The sequence below is a fragment of the Fuerstiella marisgermanici genome (genome assembly GCF_001983935.1).
Classification (GTDB): Bacteria; Planctomycetota; Planctomycetia; order Planctomycetales; family Planctomycetaceae; genus Fuerstiella; species Fuerstiella marisgermanici.
The window spans coordinates 5,526,797-5,547,061 of the sequence record NZ_CP017641.1; the positions used below are offsets into that span (position 1 = coordinate 5,526,797).

A 20,265-nucleotide genomic window follows, 5' to 3' on the forward strand; every position below is an offset into this window, starting at 1 on the left:
CACTCGTTGTCGGTGATTTCAGCTGCGACCTTCCCAGGCGTTCCACCAGTCCTGAAACATCTTTAACTGAGCTTCTGCGTATCCCGCCTGGCTGGGGCTGAGTTTGTCTGTTGAATTGAAGTGCAGCTTGTAGTCGTCGTCGCCCAACAACACCATCAGATATTTGTAGAACAGGACAAGGTCGGGGCCCTCGTCGAAGGTCGATAACACAATTAATGCTTCGTCCAATTCCTTCGCCATGCGGCGGGCCTGAACGTCACCTGTCGCCGCCTGTTCGCAAAGCTGGACCAGTCGCAAAACCTGTTCGGGCAGGCAATTGCCGATGCCCGTGATTGCACCGACCGCGCCACAGTGGACGAAACCGTGATAGACCTGAGTATCAACGCCGGCCATCAACACAACGTCGTCGTCTGCAGACGTGATGTGTTCGGCCGCGTAGCTTAAAGCAGCCGCTCCGCCGAATTCTTTGAACCCCACCAGCGATGGAAACTCGTTCCGCAAATCGAAAAACAAATCAGCCTTTGTTTCGAAACCGTAATACGGGCTGTTGTAGATGACGGCCGGTAGATCTGGTGCTGCCGAAAGAATTCGAGCAAAGTGGTCTCGCTGAGCCGCCGGTGACGTTCCGCGCGAAAGTACTCGTGGAATTACCATCAGCCCGTGAGCCCCGACTTTCTGCGCATGGGCCGCGTGATCTGCGGCGATTGCGGAATTCTGAGCTCCCGTGCCGACGATCACTTTCACGCCGCCATCTACCAGTTGCGTCACGCCTTGCTGCCGCTGCTGATCGGTCAGTAAGGGCCAGTCGCCCATCGATCCGCAGTACACAACGGCATTCATACCGGCTTCCATCAACTGCTTGCCCTTCTTCACCAACGCGGTGAAGTTGGGCGTGCGATCGGAATTGCACGGAGTCATCAAAGCCGGAACGCAGCCGGTGAATATCTTCGAACTCATGGAATTGGTGCTCTGCTGGTTTTGGGAATCCGTTTAACCCCATCCCGGGTTCTCTTACGCGCCGTTCACTCACGCCCCGCGCGGGATTGTCGTACACTCCGCACCACGTTTCCAGCGACCCCCATCCGTATTCCGGACCCATTCATGCAGCCAGATCGTATCGAAGTCCCCACGCTTCGCCGTTACCTTGTCCCGTTCGACCCGAAACGAGTGCCCCACTTATTTGCCGACGTGCTGATCATCGGCGCCGGCATCGCAGGAACTCGGGCGGCGCTGGAAATCGATCCGTCGCTGCGCACCATCATGGTCACGAAAGATCGCATCTCGCATTCTAACAGCGCGTGGGCTCAGGGAGGCATCGCGGGAGTGCTGGACCCGCTGGACGAATTCGCCAACCACGTCAACGACACCATTGCCGCCGGTAAAGGCATGTGCGATCGGGATGTCGTCGAGTTTGTCATTCGAGAAGCTCCCGAGCGTATCCGCGAACTGATCCGCTACGGTGCCGACTTTGATAAGGTCGAAGGCGAAATCGCTCTGACGCTGGAAGGCGGCCACAGCCATCCGCGAGTGGCTCATGCACTGGGTGATGCAACCGGAAAAGAAGTGATGCGAGCGATGCATCAGACGGCCTTCGATTCGGACAATATCGACATCTGGCAGCAAACCTTCACCATTGACCTGCTGTCACGCGACGGCGTCTGCTGCGGTGCTCTCGTCTGGAACCCAAACCACGGGCGTACGTTTGTGTGGGCCAAGCAAACAATTCTTTGCACCGGAGGAGCCGGCGCACTTTATCGCGAAACAACCAACCCTTCGATCGCCACGGCCGATGGCCACGCGCTGGCGTTTCGGGCGGGCTGCGATGTGCGCGATATGGAGTTCATGCAGTTTCACCCAACCGTTCTGTACATCGCTGGAAGTTCGCGGCATCTGATATCTGAAGCTGTACGCGGCGAAGGAGCTCATCTGGTTGACAGCAACGGCTACCGATTTATGGGCGACTACAACGAAGCAATGGAACTTGCCCCGCGCGACGTGGTTAGCCAGGCAATTACTCAGCAAATGGCAAAGACATCGCATCCCTGTGTGTACCTCGATTTAACACACATCGATCCCGCCAAGATTCGCCGTCGCTTCCCGCACATTGGCAAAGTCTGTTCTGAATTTGGCCTGGACATCACCACCGATCGAGTGCCCGTGCGACCGGGAGCTCATTACATGGTCGGCGGCGTGACCACGGACACCGAGGGTCGCACTTCGCTACCGGGTTTGTGGGCGGCGGGCGAAGTGACGTCAACCGGCCTTCACGGAGCGAACCGGCTCGCCAGCAACAGCCTGCTGGAAGGAGTCGTCTACGGGTTGCGGTGCGGTCAGAATGCTTCGAACAAAGCTCTTGATCAGCCAGACAACTTCACAGCTCCCGCGCTGGTTTCGTCGCCCGGAATTCCTCACGACAGCGACGAAGCTTTGGACATCACCGATATCCGCAACTCACTGCGTAGTTTGATGTGGCGCAATGTTGGGATCAGCCGCAACGAACCTGAGCTGCAGTCTGCTCGCCAGCAACTCGATTTCTGGGCCAACTACGTCTGCCGACGCGATCTGCTGACGCCTGAAGGCTGGGAACTGCAGAACATGATGCTGGTCGGTCGCGTCATGGCAGCCGCCGCGCTGGCACGGCGCGAAAGCCGCGGCGTGCATTTGCGCAGTGACTACCCGGACACCGTTGAAAGCCTGGCAAAGCATATCACGGTGAGTGCCACAGACAGCTAAAGCGAATCTCGCTTGCTTGTGGCCGCGGAACAGGCGGTTCGGACGATGGAGGCCGCTTCTCACGAGCCCAGACCGTCCACGACAATAAGGATAACGACTTTAATCTCGCGCGACGCCGGGGAATCAGCAACCAGACGCGGATCAATCCTGCCCCCGGAACTCCGGTAACGGATAGTCCGACACAGGGACGCTTTCTGAAATGTCGTACAGTTCCTGCAGCCGTTGCCAGCCGCGAGTCATAAGCTCTTCCTGCTGAGCGACATAGTCAGCGTCCAGCTCCGACTTGTTGAACGGACCTTCCACAACGGCCGATTCGAACGCATCGTCTACGATAAACTGAGCCACGACCGGGTTACACCGCAGATGACGTTCGGGGCTGCCGAGTAATTTCTGCGCATCGATTTGTCCCGTCACGTAACGCAGATACAAGTCGCTCACGCGAATATTGTCGACCTCTTCGCCGCAGACTTCGCACAGATAGCCCTGATCACATTTTGCCATGCTTGTTACTCAGTCGGCTATCGGCAGTCGTATACTCGCGCCGCGAATGCAGGCCAGTTTGCTCAGTTCCGTGTCGGCCGCTCGCAAACGACCTTCGGTTGTGGTGTGAGTCATGATCACCAGTCGAGCGGTGCCGTCGCCTGCTTCATCAGTTTCCGGCGTTTCGTCCTGCCGAACGGAGGAAATACTGATCTCGTTGCGGCCCAAAACGTCGGTAATGTCGGCCAACACGTGCGGCCGATCATCCACGGTTAGGCGCAGGTAGTAGCGACGTCGCAATTCTTCTGCGGGTTGCACCGGCCACGGCTCCTGCTGACTGGATCGCAGGATCGACTGGAAGGTGACCGCCGTACGTCCCGTCGCGTAGTCGATGATGTCGGCCACAACGGCAGAAGCGGTTGGCAGTTGCCCGGCTCCGGCCCCTGAGAACGTCGTGTTGCCGACAGCATCACCATGAACAGCCACGATGTTGTCGGCTCCGTCGATCTGAGCGATCGTGCGATCGCAGGAAATAAGCGTAGGCTGCACGCTGATCTCCAGACGTTTGTTCTGCAGCCGCGCTGTTGCCAGAAGCTTGATTTTGTAGCCCAGATCGGCCGCTACCTGCAGGTCCAGCAACTCAATGCCATCAATTCCCTGCCGCACAAAATCGTCCAGCTTAACGGGTGTCGAAAAAGCGAGCTGAGTCAGAATGGCCAGTTTTTGAGCCGCATCGGTCCCGTCGACATCCATCGCCGGATCAGCCTCGGCATAGCCCAGCCGCTGAGCTTCCTTCAGTGCGTCGGCGTAGGCATGCTGTTCGTCCAGCATACGAGTAAGGATAAAATTGCTGGTTCCATTGAGAATGGCTTCCAATGACAAAATCTGGTTGCCCGTCAAAGCCTGCGTCACCGCGCCGATGATGGGAATACCGCCAGCCACCGCCGCTTCGAAGCCGATCGTGCGTTCATTGGCCGCCGCGCGTTCGAACAGTTCGCTGCCATGCGCGTAGATGAGCGCCTTGTTGGCAGTGACGACGTCTTTCCCCGCCGCCAAGGATCGTTTCATGTAGTCGAACGCCGGGTCGATGCCACCGATCAGTTGAGCCACCAACTGAATTTGTGGATCGTCAATGACGTCATCGATGCTGGTCGAGACCTCAACACCCGCCGGAAGAAATTCACGAGCCTTGTCCGGATCACGAACGACGACGCGGGAAATTCGAATTTCCCGGCCCGCTCGCACAGCGATGTTTTTTGCTTGAGTCGACAAAATCCGGGCTACGCCGGAACCCACCGTGCCAAAGCCGATCAGCGCGATGTTTAGAGGAGAAGTACTGGTCATGTTCACTTTGTTTTGCAATCTACAGCGGGTGCACCAATCCCTCACTTAGCAGTCAGGGTGCCGTCATTGATGGGTCGTACTATTCCGGCGAAGTCCCCTTCGCAAGCTCGTCGTCCCATTCGTCCAACAGCGGCCAGTCCACCGCGCAGGTACCGAAGTCGGCCATGTGCTGGTACCCGTCCAGCCGGTCAATTGTCGACTGCAGCAAAGCATGATCGTTTTTGAACGCCGGCCCGTGGCTGGGCAGCAACCACTTCACGTCGCTGCTTTGAATGCGTTTGAGCGATGCGATAAATTCGGGAATGTCCGAGCCGTGGTGAGCGTCAATTCCGCCGACGCAGCCGTCACGAAAAATATTGTCGCCAGACAACAGCAAGTCTCCGAACCGGAACGAAAGCTGTCCCGTCGCGTGGCCAGGTGTGTCCCACACTTCCAACTGCTGATCACCGAGACTCAGCACGTCGCCTTCCTTCACGGTTTTGGCGATTGCCAGAGTCGGCATGTCGATGGAAATCTGCTGAGCCGGAATTTCCGCGTATGAAGCAATCCGGTCGCCGTTTTCGAGGATTTTCTTTGCGTCCGGGTGAGCCACGGTTTCCGCAGCCGGCAACAATTCAGCCGCTCGCTTTAAGCCCTGCACGTGGTCGGCATCGGCGTGAGTCGCGATCAGGTACCGGCAATTGGCCAGTGGGAAATCCATGTCTCGGATCAGGTCAATGATCTCCTGCACGGTGTCTTCGTAACCGATATCCACCAACGCCCAATCGGTGTCGCTAAACACCAGATAAACGCAGCAGCCAAAGCGGCGCCGCGCCTGAAAGTTCATTTCGATGACGTTAGGAAACAGTTCGCGTCGAGTAAGCATGAGGTCTACCGAATGGTCTGGCGTAATCGCTGTGGGAGCACCGCGATGCGCTGATGGCCGAATGATCGAATTCCGGCTGGAACCGCCAGAATGATCCGGGAGTTTAGGCCCCTGCACACCGTTCGGCAACGGCGTGACCCCACATTCCGCTTTTACTTGAAGGGCGAGCTACGATAACCTGCCGTGGTTCGACGGCGTGCCGCCGTTGCTTCCTCGATTGGCCCAAACCGCAGAGAAAGCCTCATGTCGATTCAGAAGGCGGAAGAACTTAAGCAAAAATGGACCGACAAATACGTCTCAGTGTTGACTGGCGTGGCCGAACTACGCCGATTTGAAGGTCTGGTCGGGCAGGTCAAGACCGTCAACATGAACTGCCGGCTCCTGGTTCAGTTCGACACGCCCGCAGATATCAGCTGGTACGATATCGACCCGGAGTATTTGCAGATCGCGGCCCCGAAAACAGCAGCGCAGAACGCTCCCACTGCCACCGAAAAGCCGCAAACAGCGGCGACCGGATCCGGCCGAACGCCCCAGAAGAGCTCGCCGGGCGCAAAGTCGAAATCGGCTGCACAAGCGAGCGGCGCAAGCAGCAGTCCGCTGGACGCGATTCGCAAGCAGGCAGCTTCAACGCCGAAGTCACCGCCACCGGCAGGCACCGCAACAAAGCCAGCCGCGAGCCCACTGGATGCCATTCGCCGTCAGAATGCAGGCACTGCCGCGACCGCTGAGGCTCCCAAACCAGCGAAAGCAAAATCATCGGCCGGCGCGAGTCCCCTGGATACGATTCGCAGCCAGAATGCGGGCAGTCCACTCGCCGCCAAAGCCCCACAACCGCTCGCCGATACGCCTGCCACAGTCGCAAAGAACACGGGCGGCAGTCCGCTCGATCAAATTCGCAAACAGGCTTCCGCCGCAAGCGAGCCACCTGCCTCAAAAACAGCCGCCCCCAAGTCCGGCAGCCCGCTCGACCAGATTCGGTCGCAGGCTGCAGCAGGCACTGCCCAAGGCAAGGATTCTGCCAGCGCGGATGCAGAATCGCCGAAGAAGTCTAAAACCGAACCGACCAACGCAGCTGCTCAGCAAGTCAGTTCGCCGGCAACGCCTGAGGCACCGTCGACGGAAACCACTGCCAAAGCATCTGCGAAGTCCGCCGCCGAAATCCTTAATCTGACCACACCGCAGCCCGTTCCAAAGTCAGCCGCCAGTACACCGCTCGACCAAATACGAAGTCAGGCGGGCGAAGAACCCGGAACCGGAGCCGCCACCGTGTTCGATCAGGTGCGGGCTCAGGCCGCGAGTGAACAAGACGCGTCTCCTGTTGCAGAGCAGGGCGGTGCGCCGGCGAATCCCCTGGATGACACCGCCGCATCATCCGGCAACTCTGCCACCAGCGATCTGGCGGGCGACGAAGATCCCGTTAAACAGACATTTCGCGGCAAGAAGCTGCCAAAGCAGGACGACCTGAAGATCGTCGAAGGAATCGGTCCAAAGATCGAAGAACTTTTTCACGCCGCCAACATCAACACATGGCAGGCCCTCGCCGCCGCCGAGCCCGAACGCTTGTCACAGATCCTGAAGGACGCGGGTCCTCGATTCCAAATGCACACCCCCGACACCTGGCCCCACCAGGCTCAACTTGCCGCCGAAGGCAAGTGGCAGGAACTCGAACAATACCAGGACCACCTCGACGGCGGCCGGTCGGCACGCACCGACGGGCGGTAGGCGTGGCCAGCACATGAGAAGGAGAAACTGAATCGCCGGCGTTGCTCCCGCTGGTCGCGGGGAACGTGGCGGGGGAAGTCAGAGAGCCGGAGTCTCCGGTCCGAAATTGGCCTTCTGCGACGGGATGAGACAAGCGCCGAGCCATCCGCTTTCGAACGCTCGCGCTACGACGTCCGGACAACCTTGATCGCGTAGTTGCCCGTGCCGCCGGACGAGTTGTAGTGACGAACCTGCACGAGATATTCGCCCGGCACCAGAGCGGTATCGATCCGCGAATTGCGGCCCACGCCCCCATCGTCGTCCTGATCGATTAGCACGCTGCCGGAACCAAACAGTTTCATCACCAGGTCCGTCGGCCCTTCGGTTTCAATTACATAGCGACCGGCTTTCTTTGCCGTGAACGTATAAAGGTCCTCTTCGCCCGGCTGACCGATGTCTGCCGAAAACGCTCCTTCAATAACGGGAAGTTCGACAGGCTCGCTTCCGCCGCCACCGCCGTTTCTACCGGGATAGACGCGTGCTGCGAATTCTTTGTCGACGTCTGACAGCACGTCGTTTGGTTCGGAGTGAAAATCGTTCAGCGTCCATGTTGGCGGAAAGCTGTACAACATGACTGACGCCGGATCGAATTCACTGCCATTGATCTGCGACAGATTATATTTGTCGAACATGTTGTGCTGAATTGTGGCCAAATCCCAGTTGTTTGGCGGGCCACCCAACGCCTGAATGACGACCGGCTTGTTCCATTCAATCGGATTATCATCCGGATTCTGATGTTCATGAATCATGCCGATCATGTGCCCGAATTCATGCAGCACAACGGCTTCATCCTGCCAGCCAAAATTCATGGTCGGCTGGTTGCCCGGAATTCCAAGAGCGTCTGTGCCAACGTACGACCAGGCTCCATCGTCATTAAACGCGATCCGGATTTCAGCATTTGGAGCGTCATCAAACGCAAACGTCAGATTGGCCTGCTCCGTCCACTGCGGCGCGAATTCGCGGACAATCTGTTGTTGCTGGTCTGTTCCGTTCAAAAAGCGAATGTGCAGCGTTCTTCCGTTTGGCCAAAGCTTCGCGATTTCAAACGCCGCTCGCGTTGGCCCAATCTGCAGGGCCATGCGGCGGCCGGGAAGTGGGCGATGGATTTCGTTAGGCAGAACCCGATCGAAACACACTTTGTCTGTTCTTGCCATATTCGTCGCTCCTGTGTCGAAAGGACGGAAACTGGTTCGCCTGTCAATGGCGGTCGGAGCTATAAATCGCCATTGCGATCACCGATCCGCCAAAAATTCAACCGGCGGTTGGCATAGTGAACGGGCGCGCATGCAAACGTTCACCATAACGTTGCGACGGGAACTGGGCGGCAGTTCAAGAGCAGTTACCCTTTTGTGGTGGACGGTGCGGGCTCGTGGGAAACAGCCTTCATCGTTCGAGAAGCTTGTTCCGCAGCCACCAGTCAGAGAGATTCGCTGTCAATAAATCCCGACGAAAATGGGAGCACCATCCCGTCGCGTGTGGCCGGGGTTGGACTGAGCGAAGCGAAGGAAACCCCGGCGCTTCACTCGTGCCTCGCTGCCAATCCCACAAGAATCTGTTTAGATCAATCTCCGGTCACAACGAAACGATCACTCAGGCCGCCAGGGTTCCGGACCGCCGTCTTTCAGCGGCCGCAGAAACTTCGCGTCGACGTCTTTGTACCAGGCGTGCAGGCGAGCCTTCATCGCGTCGACCTTGTCGGGCATGTCGGCGGCGAGATCATTTTGTTCGCCGATGTCAGCGCTGAGATCGTACAGATGACAGCGGCCGTCTTCGAAGCGTTCGATCAGCTTGAAGTTGCCCATTCGCACAGCTGCGCCGGGGATGCCGCCCTGATTGCTGTAATGAGGGTAGTGCCAGAAGATGGCGTCTCGTTCGGGCGGTGTGCCGTCTTTAATCAACGGCGCCAGACTGCGACCGTCGACGTGTTGCTGCGGCTTGGGCTCAATGCCAGCCATGTCCAGCATGGTCGGGTAGAAATCAGTGGAAACGACCGGCACGTCAGAAGTTGTGCCCGGCTTTGTAACGCCGGGCCAGCGAATTAGAAACGGTTCGCGAATGCCGCCTTCGTACAACCATCCCTTACCACCTCGCAGTGGCAGGTTGGAAGTCGGCGAACCTTCAGAAGTGGACAGGCCGCCGTTGTCGGACGTGAAACAAATGATGGTGTCTTCTTCCAGGTTCAATTCCTTCAGCTGGTTCAGGATTCTGCCCACACTGTCATCAAGCGTTTCAACCATCGCAGCGTAGGTCGCGTGCTTTTGTACCTGGCGAACAAGTCGCTTGTTCTTGCTGTTAGGGAAGACCTGTTCTTCCGGCGCGAATTCTTCGAGATCAGATTCAACCGATTCCGCTTTGCGGCGGTACTTTTCAACCAGATCTTTCGGAGCCTGTAGCGGCGTGTGGACGGTGTAATACGCCATGTAAAGCAGGAATGGTTCGTCCTTCATTTCGCCGATCAGGCGAGTAGCTTCGTTCGTCAGGCGAGCCGTTAAGTGTTCGCCTTTGGGACCGTCAGAGAGTTTGGGATTGGAATACGGTGAGAAATAACTTTTCGGGTGGCCTCGATGCTGGCCGCCAACGTTGAAATCGAAGCCTTGGTTTTCAGGCCAGAATTCCTGAGTGGGACCGAGGTGCCATTTCCCAAGAAATGCAGTCTGGTAACCCGCTTCCTTAAGCGCTTCAGCCATCGTGACTTCGGAAACCGGCATACGATCATTCAGCACAGCAGGCCGAAACCGCCCGGCCCGAGCACCGGAGAAAAAATTCGTGGCGTCAACTCGCGACGGATGCTTGCCCGTCATGATGCTGTACCGAGTCGGACTGCAAACCGGATTCGCCGCGTATCCGTTGGTAAACCGAATCCCGCTGGCAGCGAGAGCGTCGATGTTGGGCGTTTCATAAAACGTATCAGGATTGTTCGCCCCGATATCCATGTAGCCCATATCGTCGACAAGAAAGAAGACGAAGTTCGGCGAACGCTTTTCCGCACGTGCTGCACTCGACGACAGAAAGCACAGCAGGCATGCGAAAACTATCAGTGATGGTTTTCGCCATGAATTGAAGTACGCCATGTTCCGTCGTCTTTCTGAATGAGCCAATCGTGAATCTGAGTGTCCCGTGGCACGTCCGCTGCCAAGTCGTCGCGTTCCGTTAACCTATTATGCTATGGTGTTTCAATCAGCTTTTGAAACGGCTTCGTACTTCTATGTTCTATAGTACGTCACCGAGTTGCTGTCGCAGCCTGCGAAGGATGCGGCTTCGTGATTGACGGACAGATGCGGCCGACATCGTCAGTTCACGAGCGACTTCGTCGGTTGCAATGCCGTCAACAACGGAACGCCAGAACGCCTGCCATGTGCGAGCTTCGAATTCGCTCTGCACCTGCTGCATGGCTCGCGACGTTAGTTCGTGCAACTGAAGATCTCCGGTGGGCTCGTCATCCGGAATGGCCATCGGATCGGTCACCTGATTCAAAATTCCAACAGCCGTCGAACCACCTGTGGCGTTTGGCGTTCGTGCGGCGCGACGAAAGTGGTCCCGCAGCTTGTTACGAGTGATCGTCCACAACCATGCTCGAAACGATCCGGACGTTCGCTGAGGCTCAAAGGTTTCAAGGGAGACCGCAGCGGACGCGAAAACATCCTGCACACAGTCGGCAACGGCGTGAGAATCGAGCAGACTCTGCCGACACCAATAGCTCACCAGAGGCCCGTAAAGATCGACCAATTCTCTCCACGCCTGAGCGTCATGCTGAGATGCTCGCCGCAACAGACTGGATCGAGTCGCTTGTGTGGTCATGATCGTCTCCGCGGGCCAACGTGTCTTCGCGCGTCGCTGATCCTACGACAAAATGCTGTCACACCGCAAACGTTCTTGTAACGTGGGCCATTGCCGCACGTAGCGTTTCGATGACGGATGTCGCACAATTTCCTGATATGAGTCCTTCGTTTAAGCGAGTGCCCACCGGGCGGGCCGTGTGTGTCGCTGCGATTCGCACGGCGCGATGGGCACGCGTTGAAATGATCACGGCCACTCTATCGTGATCTGACTTTATTGGGAACTTATTCCGGGACTGTCCCTCGCCAAAGAACCAATTCAATGAAGACATCTCGAACGAACAAAATTCCGCAGCACGCCGCGGAATCAGCGGCCGAATCGGCGGCGTGCATTTCGGCGGAACAGATGCAGGAATACCTTTCCGGCTGGAGTGACGAAGACGACCTTCAACGGATTGAAATTCATGTGTCGCAATGTGCGGAGTGTGAGCAGACAATGCGTAATCTCGAAGTCGGGCCGGATACTCTGATGCAGTCGTTGCAGAGCACAGCGAAGGGCAATACGTTCAAACCCGACAACCAACGCGACGCCGTGAGCGTGCCGCCGAAGGCACAGCTTACTGAAGTCGACGCGGCCACGGCAGCCGCGCTGGAAAAGGCACGGCGATTGATGGATGTCCCCATGGAATCCGCAGCCGCGAAAGCTCGCGCGGCGTGGCAGCCGGCGGACCGCGATTTCGGTGGATACGAACTCACGCAACCGCTGGGGCGAGGCGGAATGGGAGCTGTCTATCTGGCCACTCATCGGCAACTGAACAAACAGGTGGCCATCAAACTACTGCCGTTGATGTCGGCAGAAGACGTGGCCGGGCGAGCTCGCTTTGAACGCGAAATCCGTGTCGTCGGCCGTTTGAACCATCCGTCCATTGTGGCGGCCACGGACGCGGGCGAAATCGATGGCACTCAGTTCCTGGTCATGGAATATGTGCCCGGCCTGGACCTCAGCCGACTGGCTCGACTGACCGGCCCGTTGTCGGTTGCCGACGCCTGCGAACTCATGCGTCAGACGGCGCTGGGGCTGTCGGTCGCTCACGCAGAAGGAGTTGTTCACCGCGACGTGAAGCCATCGAATCTGATGCTGGACGAAACAGGGCATATCCGAATTCTGGACTTCGGCCTGGCTCAGTTAAGTTTCTGGGACGAAGCCAGTGCTGATCTCACCACGGTCGGACAGCTTATGGGAACACTGGACTACATGGCTCCGGAACAGGCCGAACACTGCGGCGCGGTGGATTACCGAGCCGACCTGTACGCTCTGGGAGCCACGTTGTTTCGACTGCTGTGCAATCGTCCTCCGCTGGCCGCCGCGCCCAATCAATCGCCGCTGGAAAAACTGCGACTGCTGGCCAGTCATCAGCCACCGAAACTGAACACACTTTGTCCCGACGCGCCCGCAGACCTTGTCGCGCTGGTGAGTTGCCTGTTGGCTCGAAATCCGCAGGACCGTCCCGCCAGTGCGGCTCATGTGGCCGAACAGCTTGCGCCGTTCGCGACCGATTGCCATCTGGTCAAACTGCTGAACGATGCTCAGAAAAAATCCGAGACGTCGCCCGAACTGCTGGCTCCACTGCCTGCTGGCTTCGCCGGTAAGCCAGGCTTTCACCGCGCGAATGCTGCGAAGGCATCGAATTCCGGCGGTGGTCGCAAGTGGCTTCGGTGGGTCGCTATGGCTGCGTTGCCGCTGATCATTCTGGCGGGAATTCTGATCAAGCTGGAAACAGACAAAGGTCAGTTGGTGATCGAATCAGAGGTCGACAACGTGAACGTGCAGATCGTCAGCGATGGGAAACCGGTCAGTGGCCTGAGCGTCAATCACGGCACCACGGCGACAAAGCTGAGAGCCGACAGGTATGAAGTCACGATCGACGGGGCCACGGACGGCCTGACCATCGACAACAACCAGTTTACTCTGAAGAAGGGTGAAACGGTTGTGGCGAGAATCCGCATGCAGCCTCAGGAACCTTCGCTGGCTACGCAGCAGCCCGCTGCTGAAACTCCGCCGTCGCCCCCTCCCACGATGAGTGAGCCGCTGTATGAAGGCAAGACGCTGAGTGCATGGCTGGAAATGCTGGCGCGGGAACGAAGTCCGGCGGGCCTGAAGTCCGCCTTCGACGCATGCAAGGCGCTCGCGAATGCGGAAACGTCGGACAGAATCACGAAGACGATTCTGGAGGTTGTCCCTGGCCTTGACGGCGACATGAATCTCGGGGGAAGTGGATACTCTGGGTCGAAGTCAACTGATCGGATGGCTGAGGCAGTTCTCAGGAAGGCCAATCCGGGGGCTGCGTTTTACAGGATCTGGGTGCGTGAATTCGAAGCGGCGGATGAGGACTGGAAAAGGCGGTTGTGGGGCTATGTGAATCGGGGTGTGGCCGACGTGGAAACAATGGAGCCGGTCGTCGCCTGGGCCGAGAAGCGATTGAAGCTGCTGCCGACTGGAAATTCGTCTGTCGATGCCAACACGGTGGAGGCGGCCGATTTCTTGCGAGGTCAGACTCAAAAACCTCGGGCGGTCGATGACCTTTTGTTCGCCGAACGCATCGCCAAAATTCTGAAGAACAGTCCGCACTTGGGACCGGATTGGTGGTTGAAAGTTCCATTGATCTATCGGAACAGTAAAGGCCATCCCACAGATGGCCTCGACCTTTGGCTCACAGCGATGGAATCAGAAATGATTCGTATTGCCGTCGGCGTAATTGACGATCCGAAGTCGCACAAGCAGCTTGTCGCCCAAGCCTGCCTGATTCTTGGTCACGGTGCAGAACTTGATCAAACACAACGAAACAAAGTCTTGGCCGCCGTTGATCGCAGACTGGTTGATCTCAGTACAGCCCCAGCCGCCATGAGGGAGATCGTCCGGCTCGATGACAATTTCCGCAGTCTGTCCCTACCGGAATTCAAAGAAATTCGACTGCATGCCCAAGGGGAGCTTGGAACCTATCCAATTTTCCCATTGCTTGATGTCGTCAAGGAACACAATGGTGCCGAATTGGTTCCGGCCGAACTCAAGTCGTTGTCTAGTTACACAAAAGCTGTTCTTCAGGTCATCACAGAAAGGTCTGATCCACACTCGTCCGGGCAGTATGGCCGAAAACTATCAGGCCGGCCGACCATTTCACTGAATTGGCCGGAGCTAACACTCGTTGATGACGGTCGGCGAGGCGGCTTTTCACGAAGCGGCTTTTCTTCACAGATGCAAGGGCCGGCTGTTAGCCACGTGTGGGGCAAGCACGAACCAACAACAGACGACTGGCTGAAATACTGCATCCTGCATCACCCCGTTATGCAGCAATACTTCGCTGACCTCGACAGCCGGGCAAACGCTGGCAGTGTGTCTGATGTGTCGAAAGAGTCCGAGTGACGCGATGCCGTTGCCGTTGCCGATAATCGCTTGTAACCGTTACTGCGGGAAATCCACGCATCTTTCGCGGCGAAGCCAGCGTATCGTTTAACCCGTAGCTGGAGGCGCAGGCGTCCTCCGATCGGCGTCCGTGTGTCTTCCGCTTCCGCTGCGACACAGCCGTCCCCAGCAACACCTGCGCCGCCAGCTACAGGTTAAACGACTCGTATCAATCCGGCTGTAGTAAACTCGACACCCTGAGCCGAAGCCAGTTGACGGACACGCCGAGTGTTACCCGGCGTCGTGGGTGGTTCGGCCGAGTGCCACGTCGAAGTCGCTGATGGAGGGGATGAGCATGGCGATGGCGGCGAAGCCGTAGGCGACGCAGATCCAGAAGCAGACGCCTAGTGTGCCGCCCAGCAGGAAATCGGTGATCGCGTAGAACGTCAGGAACGGCAGCATCATGGCCGCAATCGTCAGAGCACTAGACGGATTCTTGTGAGTGAGCGAGCTGTACAGACCAATGCTGCCTAAGCCGATGAACACTATGAAGCTCTGCATCTGAATGGCGAACGACGACCGAGCTTCCACAAGCAGCAGCATGAAGATGAAAATGCCCACGAACAGAAAGAACATCGTGCCCAGGCTGTTGCCGATCGCTGATCGGGAATTTTCATACGTCAACCCGGCGTGCAGACCCAGCATCACTGAGAACAGCGATAGCACGCTGTAGGCAACGACGATGTAAATCAGATTCTCAACGCTTAACAATGATGATCGTCCGGTCACCAGCATCCACACGATTAAAGCGATGGGCACAATGATCATTTCGCGAGCGTTCCAAAGTGCGCCCAGGATTTTTCCCGTCATAAATTCTTTGGCGCTGATGTCGGTCGCGAGCAGAATGTCCAGCGTGTTGCTGTCGCGTTCCGTGGAAATCGATGTGACGGCCTGAGCATTAATCAACAGCAGACTGATTACGCCAATTGCCAGAAACGCGGCGGCACCAGGAGACACCATTCCCAACACGAGTGCGTCTCGATCTACGCTGGACGACAGAATGCCGTAGCCGATCAGACCTGCCAGAAGAACGTAGGCCAGTTTGATAACAACGACTTTCCGACCGTATCCACGTGTGACGATCTCTTTCCACGTGACGGGGTTGTCCCAAACGGCTCGGTGAGTTTTTCGTTGCGGAACAGCTTCAACGGACGGCGTAGAAGCTGCTGCCGCCGTGGTTCCTTCGGCAACAGTCGCGGATTGATCCAGCGCGGGCTGTTCCATAGCACTCTGACGCAGACTTTGCGAAGGATTCCAGACGCGCAACCGCGCGACCGTGTACAGGCTTAGCCCAGCGGCCAATGCCAGCAGCACGCACACTGATTCAACCGCGGAAACCCTGGCGATCCCATTCGTCGTCGCGGACAGCGGATTCAGTACGGCGAACAAAGCGCGATACGGTGACGCATAGGCTGCCCAGGCTCCGATGGCGGATTCGGCACCGAGCAGCACAACCAGGCCTTCTGCCACGGCGACGAATAACACGACGCCAATCACGCTGATCGCCAGCGTTTGGAATGTTTTTTCGCGCCAGAAAGCGACAAAGCATCCCCACGCTCCAGCCGCCAGAGTCGTCGAAACAATAATGGCTTCTGCCCAAAACACCTGCGACCACGTGACACCGCCCAGTAGTCGCAATGCACAGAACACAGGGACAGACGCCGCTACCAGAACTCCAACGATCAGCCAGCTGGCCAGCAACTTTCCGTAGGCCAGTTCACGACTGCGCATGTCCGTCATCAGCAGCAGGATCAGCGTTCGGCGGTCCTTTTCCTGAGCGATGTTCGCCGCCGTAAACAGAGTGGCGAAGAACATGCCCAGCGTTAGCTGCAGCAAAGCAAGCACGCCGAACACGAAGTTTCCGTAGGTGGCGATGTCGCCGGAAAACTTGGTGTCCTGAAAGCCGATCGTGGCCTGACGGATGGTGTACATCAAGACCAGCAAGAACGCCACGTAACCTGACCGCAGCAGATAGTGCCGCAGTCTTCGAGGAGCCGTGAGGGCCTCTCTGGCAAAAATCGGACCCGCAAACACAGATGACTCCGGCTAGTAAAGCAGCGTTGTACTCACACCCTCGAACTACAGCCCCTGACGCAATTCCCGCGTGAATAGCTGATTGATTTCTTCCTGACGACCTGCGTTTTCAAGCATCAGTGATTTCAGAGGATAGTCCGCCGGGATCTCTTCGCCGTTGATCTGGTGAATTCGTCTCCAGTAGATAACCGCCAACATGCCCTCTTCGACGTAGGCATCATGGTAGACCAGAGCAGGGTACTTGCGAAGCACCTGCTCAAATTTTGTCATCCCTTCTTCGAACAGCTTTTGAGCATTCGACGGCTGCAATTCTCCACTGGCGTCCTCTTCGCCGGACGTCTCACCTCTGGCGAACGCGAGCTTACCATTGTAGATCGCTCGATGAGCTTCCACCGTTAACGGGTCGCGTTCACAGTCGGCCAACATCTGCCAGAAGGTGTAGTTGACCATCTTGACGTTTTGTGCCCAGACAGATCGCTGCTTCTCCAGAGGAACTCCGTTTTCTTTGGCCAAAGCTGCCAGTTCATCTTCCGTACAATTCAACTGGTACTTGATGTCGTTCAACCCGAAGTACGGCTCTTTCCCGTAGACGTCTGTCCATTCCGTGTAGGCATCGTCCCACGCCGCTCGGTTGGTTTCGTCGAATATGCCGTCTTCCTGCATGGCTTTGGCATAGTCGAACAACGACCGCGAAGGCCCTTGCCGGGCAAACACGTGAGTCATGCCGTCGATTTGGTACTGACGGTCTTTTTCGTTGGTGATTTCAAACCAGTCGTGAGCAACCTGATAGTTGTCTTTGCCTTCCGGGTTAATTTCCGGATCGGCACTGCCGGCAAACGTTTCCGTGTCAGGATCGCTGCGGAAGAATTTGCGGAAGTATTTCTTCTCGTCTGAGTTTCCAATTTTTCGACCGGTAAAATCGCCAACGTTGTGATACAGAAACGTGGACGTTTGATTTCTATTGGTGCCCAACTGCAGAAACTTCAAGCCTTCCTTCACCCAGTAGAATCGGTCGGCCACCTGGTCCCATTCGCGCGACACGTTGAAGGCGAGGTTCCAGCCCTGGAACTTCCAGATTTCCACATAGTGCGGCTGCAGCTTGATGATGGAATCGACCGTGGTCTTCAGCTTGGCCCAGTCTTTCTTTTCCTGATAGTCCAGCGCCTGCAGATGCAATACGCCCGCCGCAGGACCTCGCAAGCCCAGTAACACCAGGTTCATCGCGGCGCTGGACGGATCGATTTCGCCCAGCGTGCTTTCGCCGAGGTCGTACTTCACTCGCATTTGAGCCAGCACGCCACCGGACACGGACGCTCGGCTGCCGGGAATCACGTCCTCAGACGTGGGCGCACCGAGCCACACGATGGGGATCAGCAGCACAAGAATGCAGCCTGCGTAAACCAGTTTTCGTTGTCGAGAAGTAAGGTCGTTCATTTCGCTTCCAACTCCCTGAATTTCAGGCAGGCCGCACCAATGATCACACACGGAATAAGAAAGCCGACAAACGTCGCGATCGACGGCAGCACAGAACTACTCCAAGGGACGTCAAATCCGTTTTCGATATACTTCGAGGCATCGCTGAAGACACTGAAGTCAGGAATGATTTTGCTGGCTCCTCGCAGCATCGCGATAAAGCCACTGTCCACGTTCTGAATCAGATTTTGCCCCGCCTCGCTGGCGTCCAGTCCTACGTTAGGGTTGCGATGCTGAAAGATCAATACCGCCGATTCGACAAGCCCGCCACCTTCTGCTTCACCCGTAATAATTTTCAGCATCAACGCGTGGAAGAACTGACCGATGACAAACACGGTTAGTGTGAAGAAGAACGAGACCGGCCCCTTCACGACGCAACTGGCTGTGACTCCCAGAACCACCACAAGTGCCAGCATCAGTCCAATGTTCAGAATGGCCTTGCCGTAGCCGACCGCGAATGGTTCATCACGCAGACGGATAAACAGGTCAGGGCGAGCCATCCCCAGATACATCTGACCGTTCAGGCACGCCACTTCCACTCGCAGGTTGCCATCTGTTGCGATGTCTTCGAACAGGTCCACTTCCAGAACCCAACCCGCCGGGTCTCGCGAAATCAGCTTTTCTTCGCGGACAATCTTGTCGAAAAACTGCAGCCACCGCGAACCGTCTGCCACGGCCAACTTGCCATCCGTCACCTCCAGCGTGCCGGCATCCAGTTCGGCCTGCAGCACGTCCGTCAGCAGTTCGGCGTTGACCAGCGAAATGTTTTCAGCCTCAGCAAGATCGTCGGCCAGCGAAGGTGAAAGTTGGTCACCATCCAGCAGCTTGCCCTGTTCATTCCATTCGGCCACAACTTTGGTCACGTAGCGCGCCGTGGCTTCGTAGTCGGCGGCGTAGGTCATAGTGCGAGGGTAGCTGATTTCGTCATCACCTTCGTGGTATTCCGAAACACGAAATGGTTCTAACGGCACTTCAATGGCCGGCATGGCTTCCTGCAAATCAGCCGCTCGATCACGGATAACATCTGCTAACGCCGCACAGGCGCGAGACATTTCTTCGTAGGATCCGGAATCTCCCGGCGTCACTAGAGCCGCCTTCTGCCCCAGGACTTCGAACGCCCCCAAGACGTCAGAAAAGTCTTCGCTCATCGCACGCCGGAAGGTGGGCACAACTTGATTAGCGCAGGAGAGCGCAACTCGTTGGCAGTCAATTGGCGGAAAGTCGGCCTCAGACGTCACCATTCGGTCGGCGACAGAATCCAGAAAGTCGGCCGCGTTCTGAAACTGCCCGGCACGCAGAGCTTCTGCAACTTCTGAAAAGCTGGCCCCCACGCCAAACGAGGAGAACGCTTCTTCACGCAGATTGTTGACCAGCGTGTACTGAGCTTCCAGGCCCTGCTCGATACTTTCTTCGCTGCCCTTAACCGTTCGGAACGCTTCAAATCGCGATTCCAACCGCAGGCTTTCCCCGACGCGATCTGGTGTGACCCCGGAAAACAACCACACGGCACGAGCCCGCGAATTGCCTTCGACGAATGATCGGTACAACCATGGATCGCCAACGTTGATACCTTTTTCCTGAGGAACACCGGACCGGTCCAGAAAGTACAGCGTGCCATACTGTGGCACTCGACACGCCAGCGGATCTTGTTTCTTACCATCTTCGGTGACGACCGTTGGATATTGACGCTGAATCCAGATGTAACCCACCACCGCCATCAGCAGCAGCACAATTGTGGACATGAACGAAAACCCGAGCATCCGCCCCAGCACGATTTCAACTCGTCGCACAGGCTTCGTCACCACGGTGTGCAGCGACCGCACGCGAATGTCTTCCGGGATTCCCCAGCAGCTTAAGAACATCACTACGGGCAGGATAAGCCACGAAATGGTGGTCAGCATAAACGTCACATGCACCGTCCGCTGCAGATCGACTCGCTTGTTCGAATCGGCCAAGAACCAACCGCCGAACATCAACAGCAGTGCAAACACGACGAACACAATCAGTGCCTTGCGTCGCATTGCCTCCTTCAAAGTCAGACCGGCCAGCGCGAAAATTCGTCGTGGTGAGATTGTGAACAGCTCTTTAAAGAAGCTGACAAACCCATTCGAAAACAGGTCGCCGCCGCGGCTGCCGCCGGACAGAAACGCGCCGACAAGGCCGAGCAGGACACCGACCGCCACAAGGGCACCCACAAGCTGCAGCCAGCCGGTGAATCCTTGAGCGAGGTCAAAAGGAGTGGGATTGAAATCCATGATTTACGTTGTCCGGAAACTCAGAGTGTGGTGAGATCCCACGTGATGATCGATTGTCTGGAATGGCAAAGCGTCAGTGCCGAG

13 protein-coding genes are annotated in these 20,265 nt (G+C 57.0%); 3 read left to right on the forward strand and 10 right to left on the reverse strand.

Translation table 11 applies throughout. The features are described 5' to 3' along the window. Positions 1-18: 18 nt before the first annotated feature. Positions 19-957, reverse strand: coding sequence for a dihydrodipicolinate synthase family protein (locus Fuma_RS20495; RefSeq protein ID WP_077025760.1), 939 nt, complete (start codon positions 955-957; stop codon positions 19-21). A gap of 144 nt (positions 958-1,101) precedes the next feature. On the opposite strand from Fuma_RS20495, the gene nadB reads away from it, so the two are divergent. After that, the gene (gene nadB / locus Fuma_RS20500; RefSeq protein ID WP_077025761.1) at positions 1,102-2,733 is read left to right on the forward strand and encodes an L-aspartate oxidase; all 1,632 of its coding nucleotides are present in this window, start codon (positions 1,102-1,104) and stop codon (positions 2,731-2,733) included. A 141-nt stretch (positions 2,734-2,874) separates the two neighbouring features. On the opposite strand, the gene Fuma_RS20505 is transcribed toward nadB, so the two are convergent. The 3 genes from Fuma_RS20505 to Fuma_RS20515 form a co-directional block, all read right to left on the reverse strand. Then, positions 2,875-3,234, reverse strand: a complete 360-nt coding sequence (locus tag Fuma_RS20505; protein WP_077025762.1) for a hypothetical protein — start codon at positions 3,232-3,234, stop codon at positions 2,875-2,877. Between the two features lie 9 nt (positions 3,235-3,243). Then, the gene (locus tag Fuma_RS20510; RefSeq protein ID WP_077025763.1) at positions 3,244-4,557 is read right to left on the reverse strand and encodes a homoserine dehydrogenase; all 1,314 of its coding nucleotides are present in this window, start codon (positions 4,555-4,557) and stop codon (positions 3,244-3,246) included. A 79-nt stretch (positions 4,558-4,636) separates the two neighbouring features. Then, complete coding sequence (locus tag Fuma_RS20515; protein WP_077028453.1) at positions 4,637-5,422, reverse strand: MBL fold metallo-hydrolase; 786 nt, start codon at positions 5,420-5,422, stop codon at positions 4,637-4,639. 243 nt (positions 5,423-5,665) lie between these two features. Here Fuma_RS20515 and Fuma_RS20520 point away from each other — a divergent pair, with 243 nt between their 5' ends. Next, a complete protein-coding gene (locus Fuma_RS20520; protein ID WP_077025764.1) occupies positions 5,666-7,144 on the forward strand; it encodes a hypothetical protein in 1,479 nt (492 codons plus the stop codon). 164 nt (positions 7,145-7,308) lie between these two features. On the opposite strand, the gene Fuma_RS20525 is transcribed toward Fuma_RS20520, so the two are convergent. The 3 genes from Fuma_RS20525 to Fuma_RS20535 all read right to left on the reverse strand — a co-directional run bounded on the left by Fuma_RS20525 (position 7,309) and on the right by Fuma_RS20535 (position 10,981). Further along, positions 7,309-8,337, reverse strand: a complete 1,029-nt coding sequence (locus Fuma_RS20525; RefSeq protein WP_077025765.1) for a M12 family metallopeptidase — start codon at positions 8,335-8,337, stop codon at positions 7,309-7,311. Positions 8,338-8,769: 432 nt separating this feature from the next. Continuing rightward, positions 8,770-10,254, reverse strand: a complete 1,485-nt coding sequence (locus Fuma_RS20530) for a sulfatase (RefSeq protein ID WP_083732193.1) — start codon at positions 10,252-10,254, stop codon at positions 8,770-8,772. A 139-nt stretch (positions 10,255-10,393) separates the two neighbouring features. Continuing rightward, positions 10,394-10,981: an RNA polymerase sigma factor gene (locus tag Fuma_RS20535; RefSeq protein ID WP_077025766.1), complete on the reverse strand. Its 588-nt coding sequence runs from the start codon at positions 10,979-10,981 to the stop codon at positions 10,394-10,396. Positions 10,982-11,281: 300 nt separating this feature from the next. Here Fuma_RS20535 and Fuma_RS20540 point away from each other — a divergent pair, with 300 nt between their 5' ends. After that, a complete protein-coding gene (locus tag Fuma_RS20540) occupies positions 11,282-14,380 on the forward strand; it encodes a serine/threonine protein kinase (RefSeq protein WP_077025767.1) in 3,099 nt (1,032 codons plus the stop codon). Positions 14,381-14,650: 270 nt separating this feature from the next. Here the strand turns inward: Fuma_RS20540 and Fuma_RS20545 are convergent, their stop codons facing one another. Genes Fuma_RS20545 through Fuma_RS20555 form a run of 3 tightly spaced genes read right to left on the reverse strand, consistent with a single transcriptional unit; the run spans position 14,651 to position 20,181 of the window. After that, positions 14,651-16,453 (reverse strand): ABC transporter permease, encoded by a 1,803-nt coding sequence (locus Fuma_RS20545; protein ID WP_077025768.1) that lies wholly within the window; start codon positions 16,451-16,453, stop codon positions 14,651-14,653. Positions 16,454-16,498: 45 nt separating this feature from the next. Then, positions 16,499-17,887: a hypothetical protein gene (locus Fuma_RS20550; protein WP_077025769.1), complete on the reverse strand. Its 1,389-nt coding sequence runs from the start codon at positions 17,885-17,887 to the stop codon at positions 16,499-16,501. Then, positions 17,884-20,181 carry an ABC transporter permease gene (locus Fuma_RS20555; RefSeq protein ID WP_077025770.1) on the reverse strand — a complete coding sequence of 766 codons (2,298 nt, stop codon included), beginning with the start codon at positions 20,179-20,181 and terminating at the stop codon, positions 17,884-17,886. The genes Fuma_RS20550 and Fuma_RS20555 overlap by 4 nt, the downstream gene beginning before the upstream one ends. Positions 20,182-20,265 lie beyond the last annotated feature (84 nt).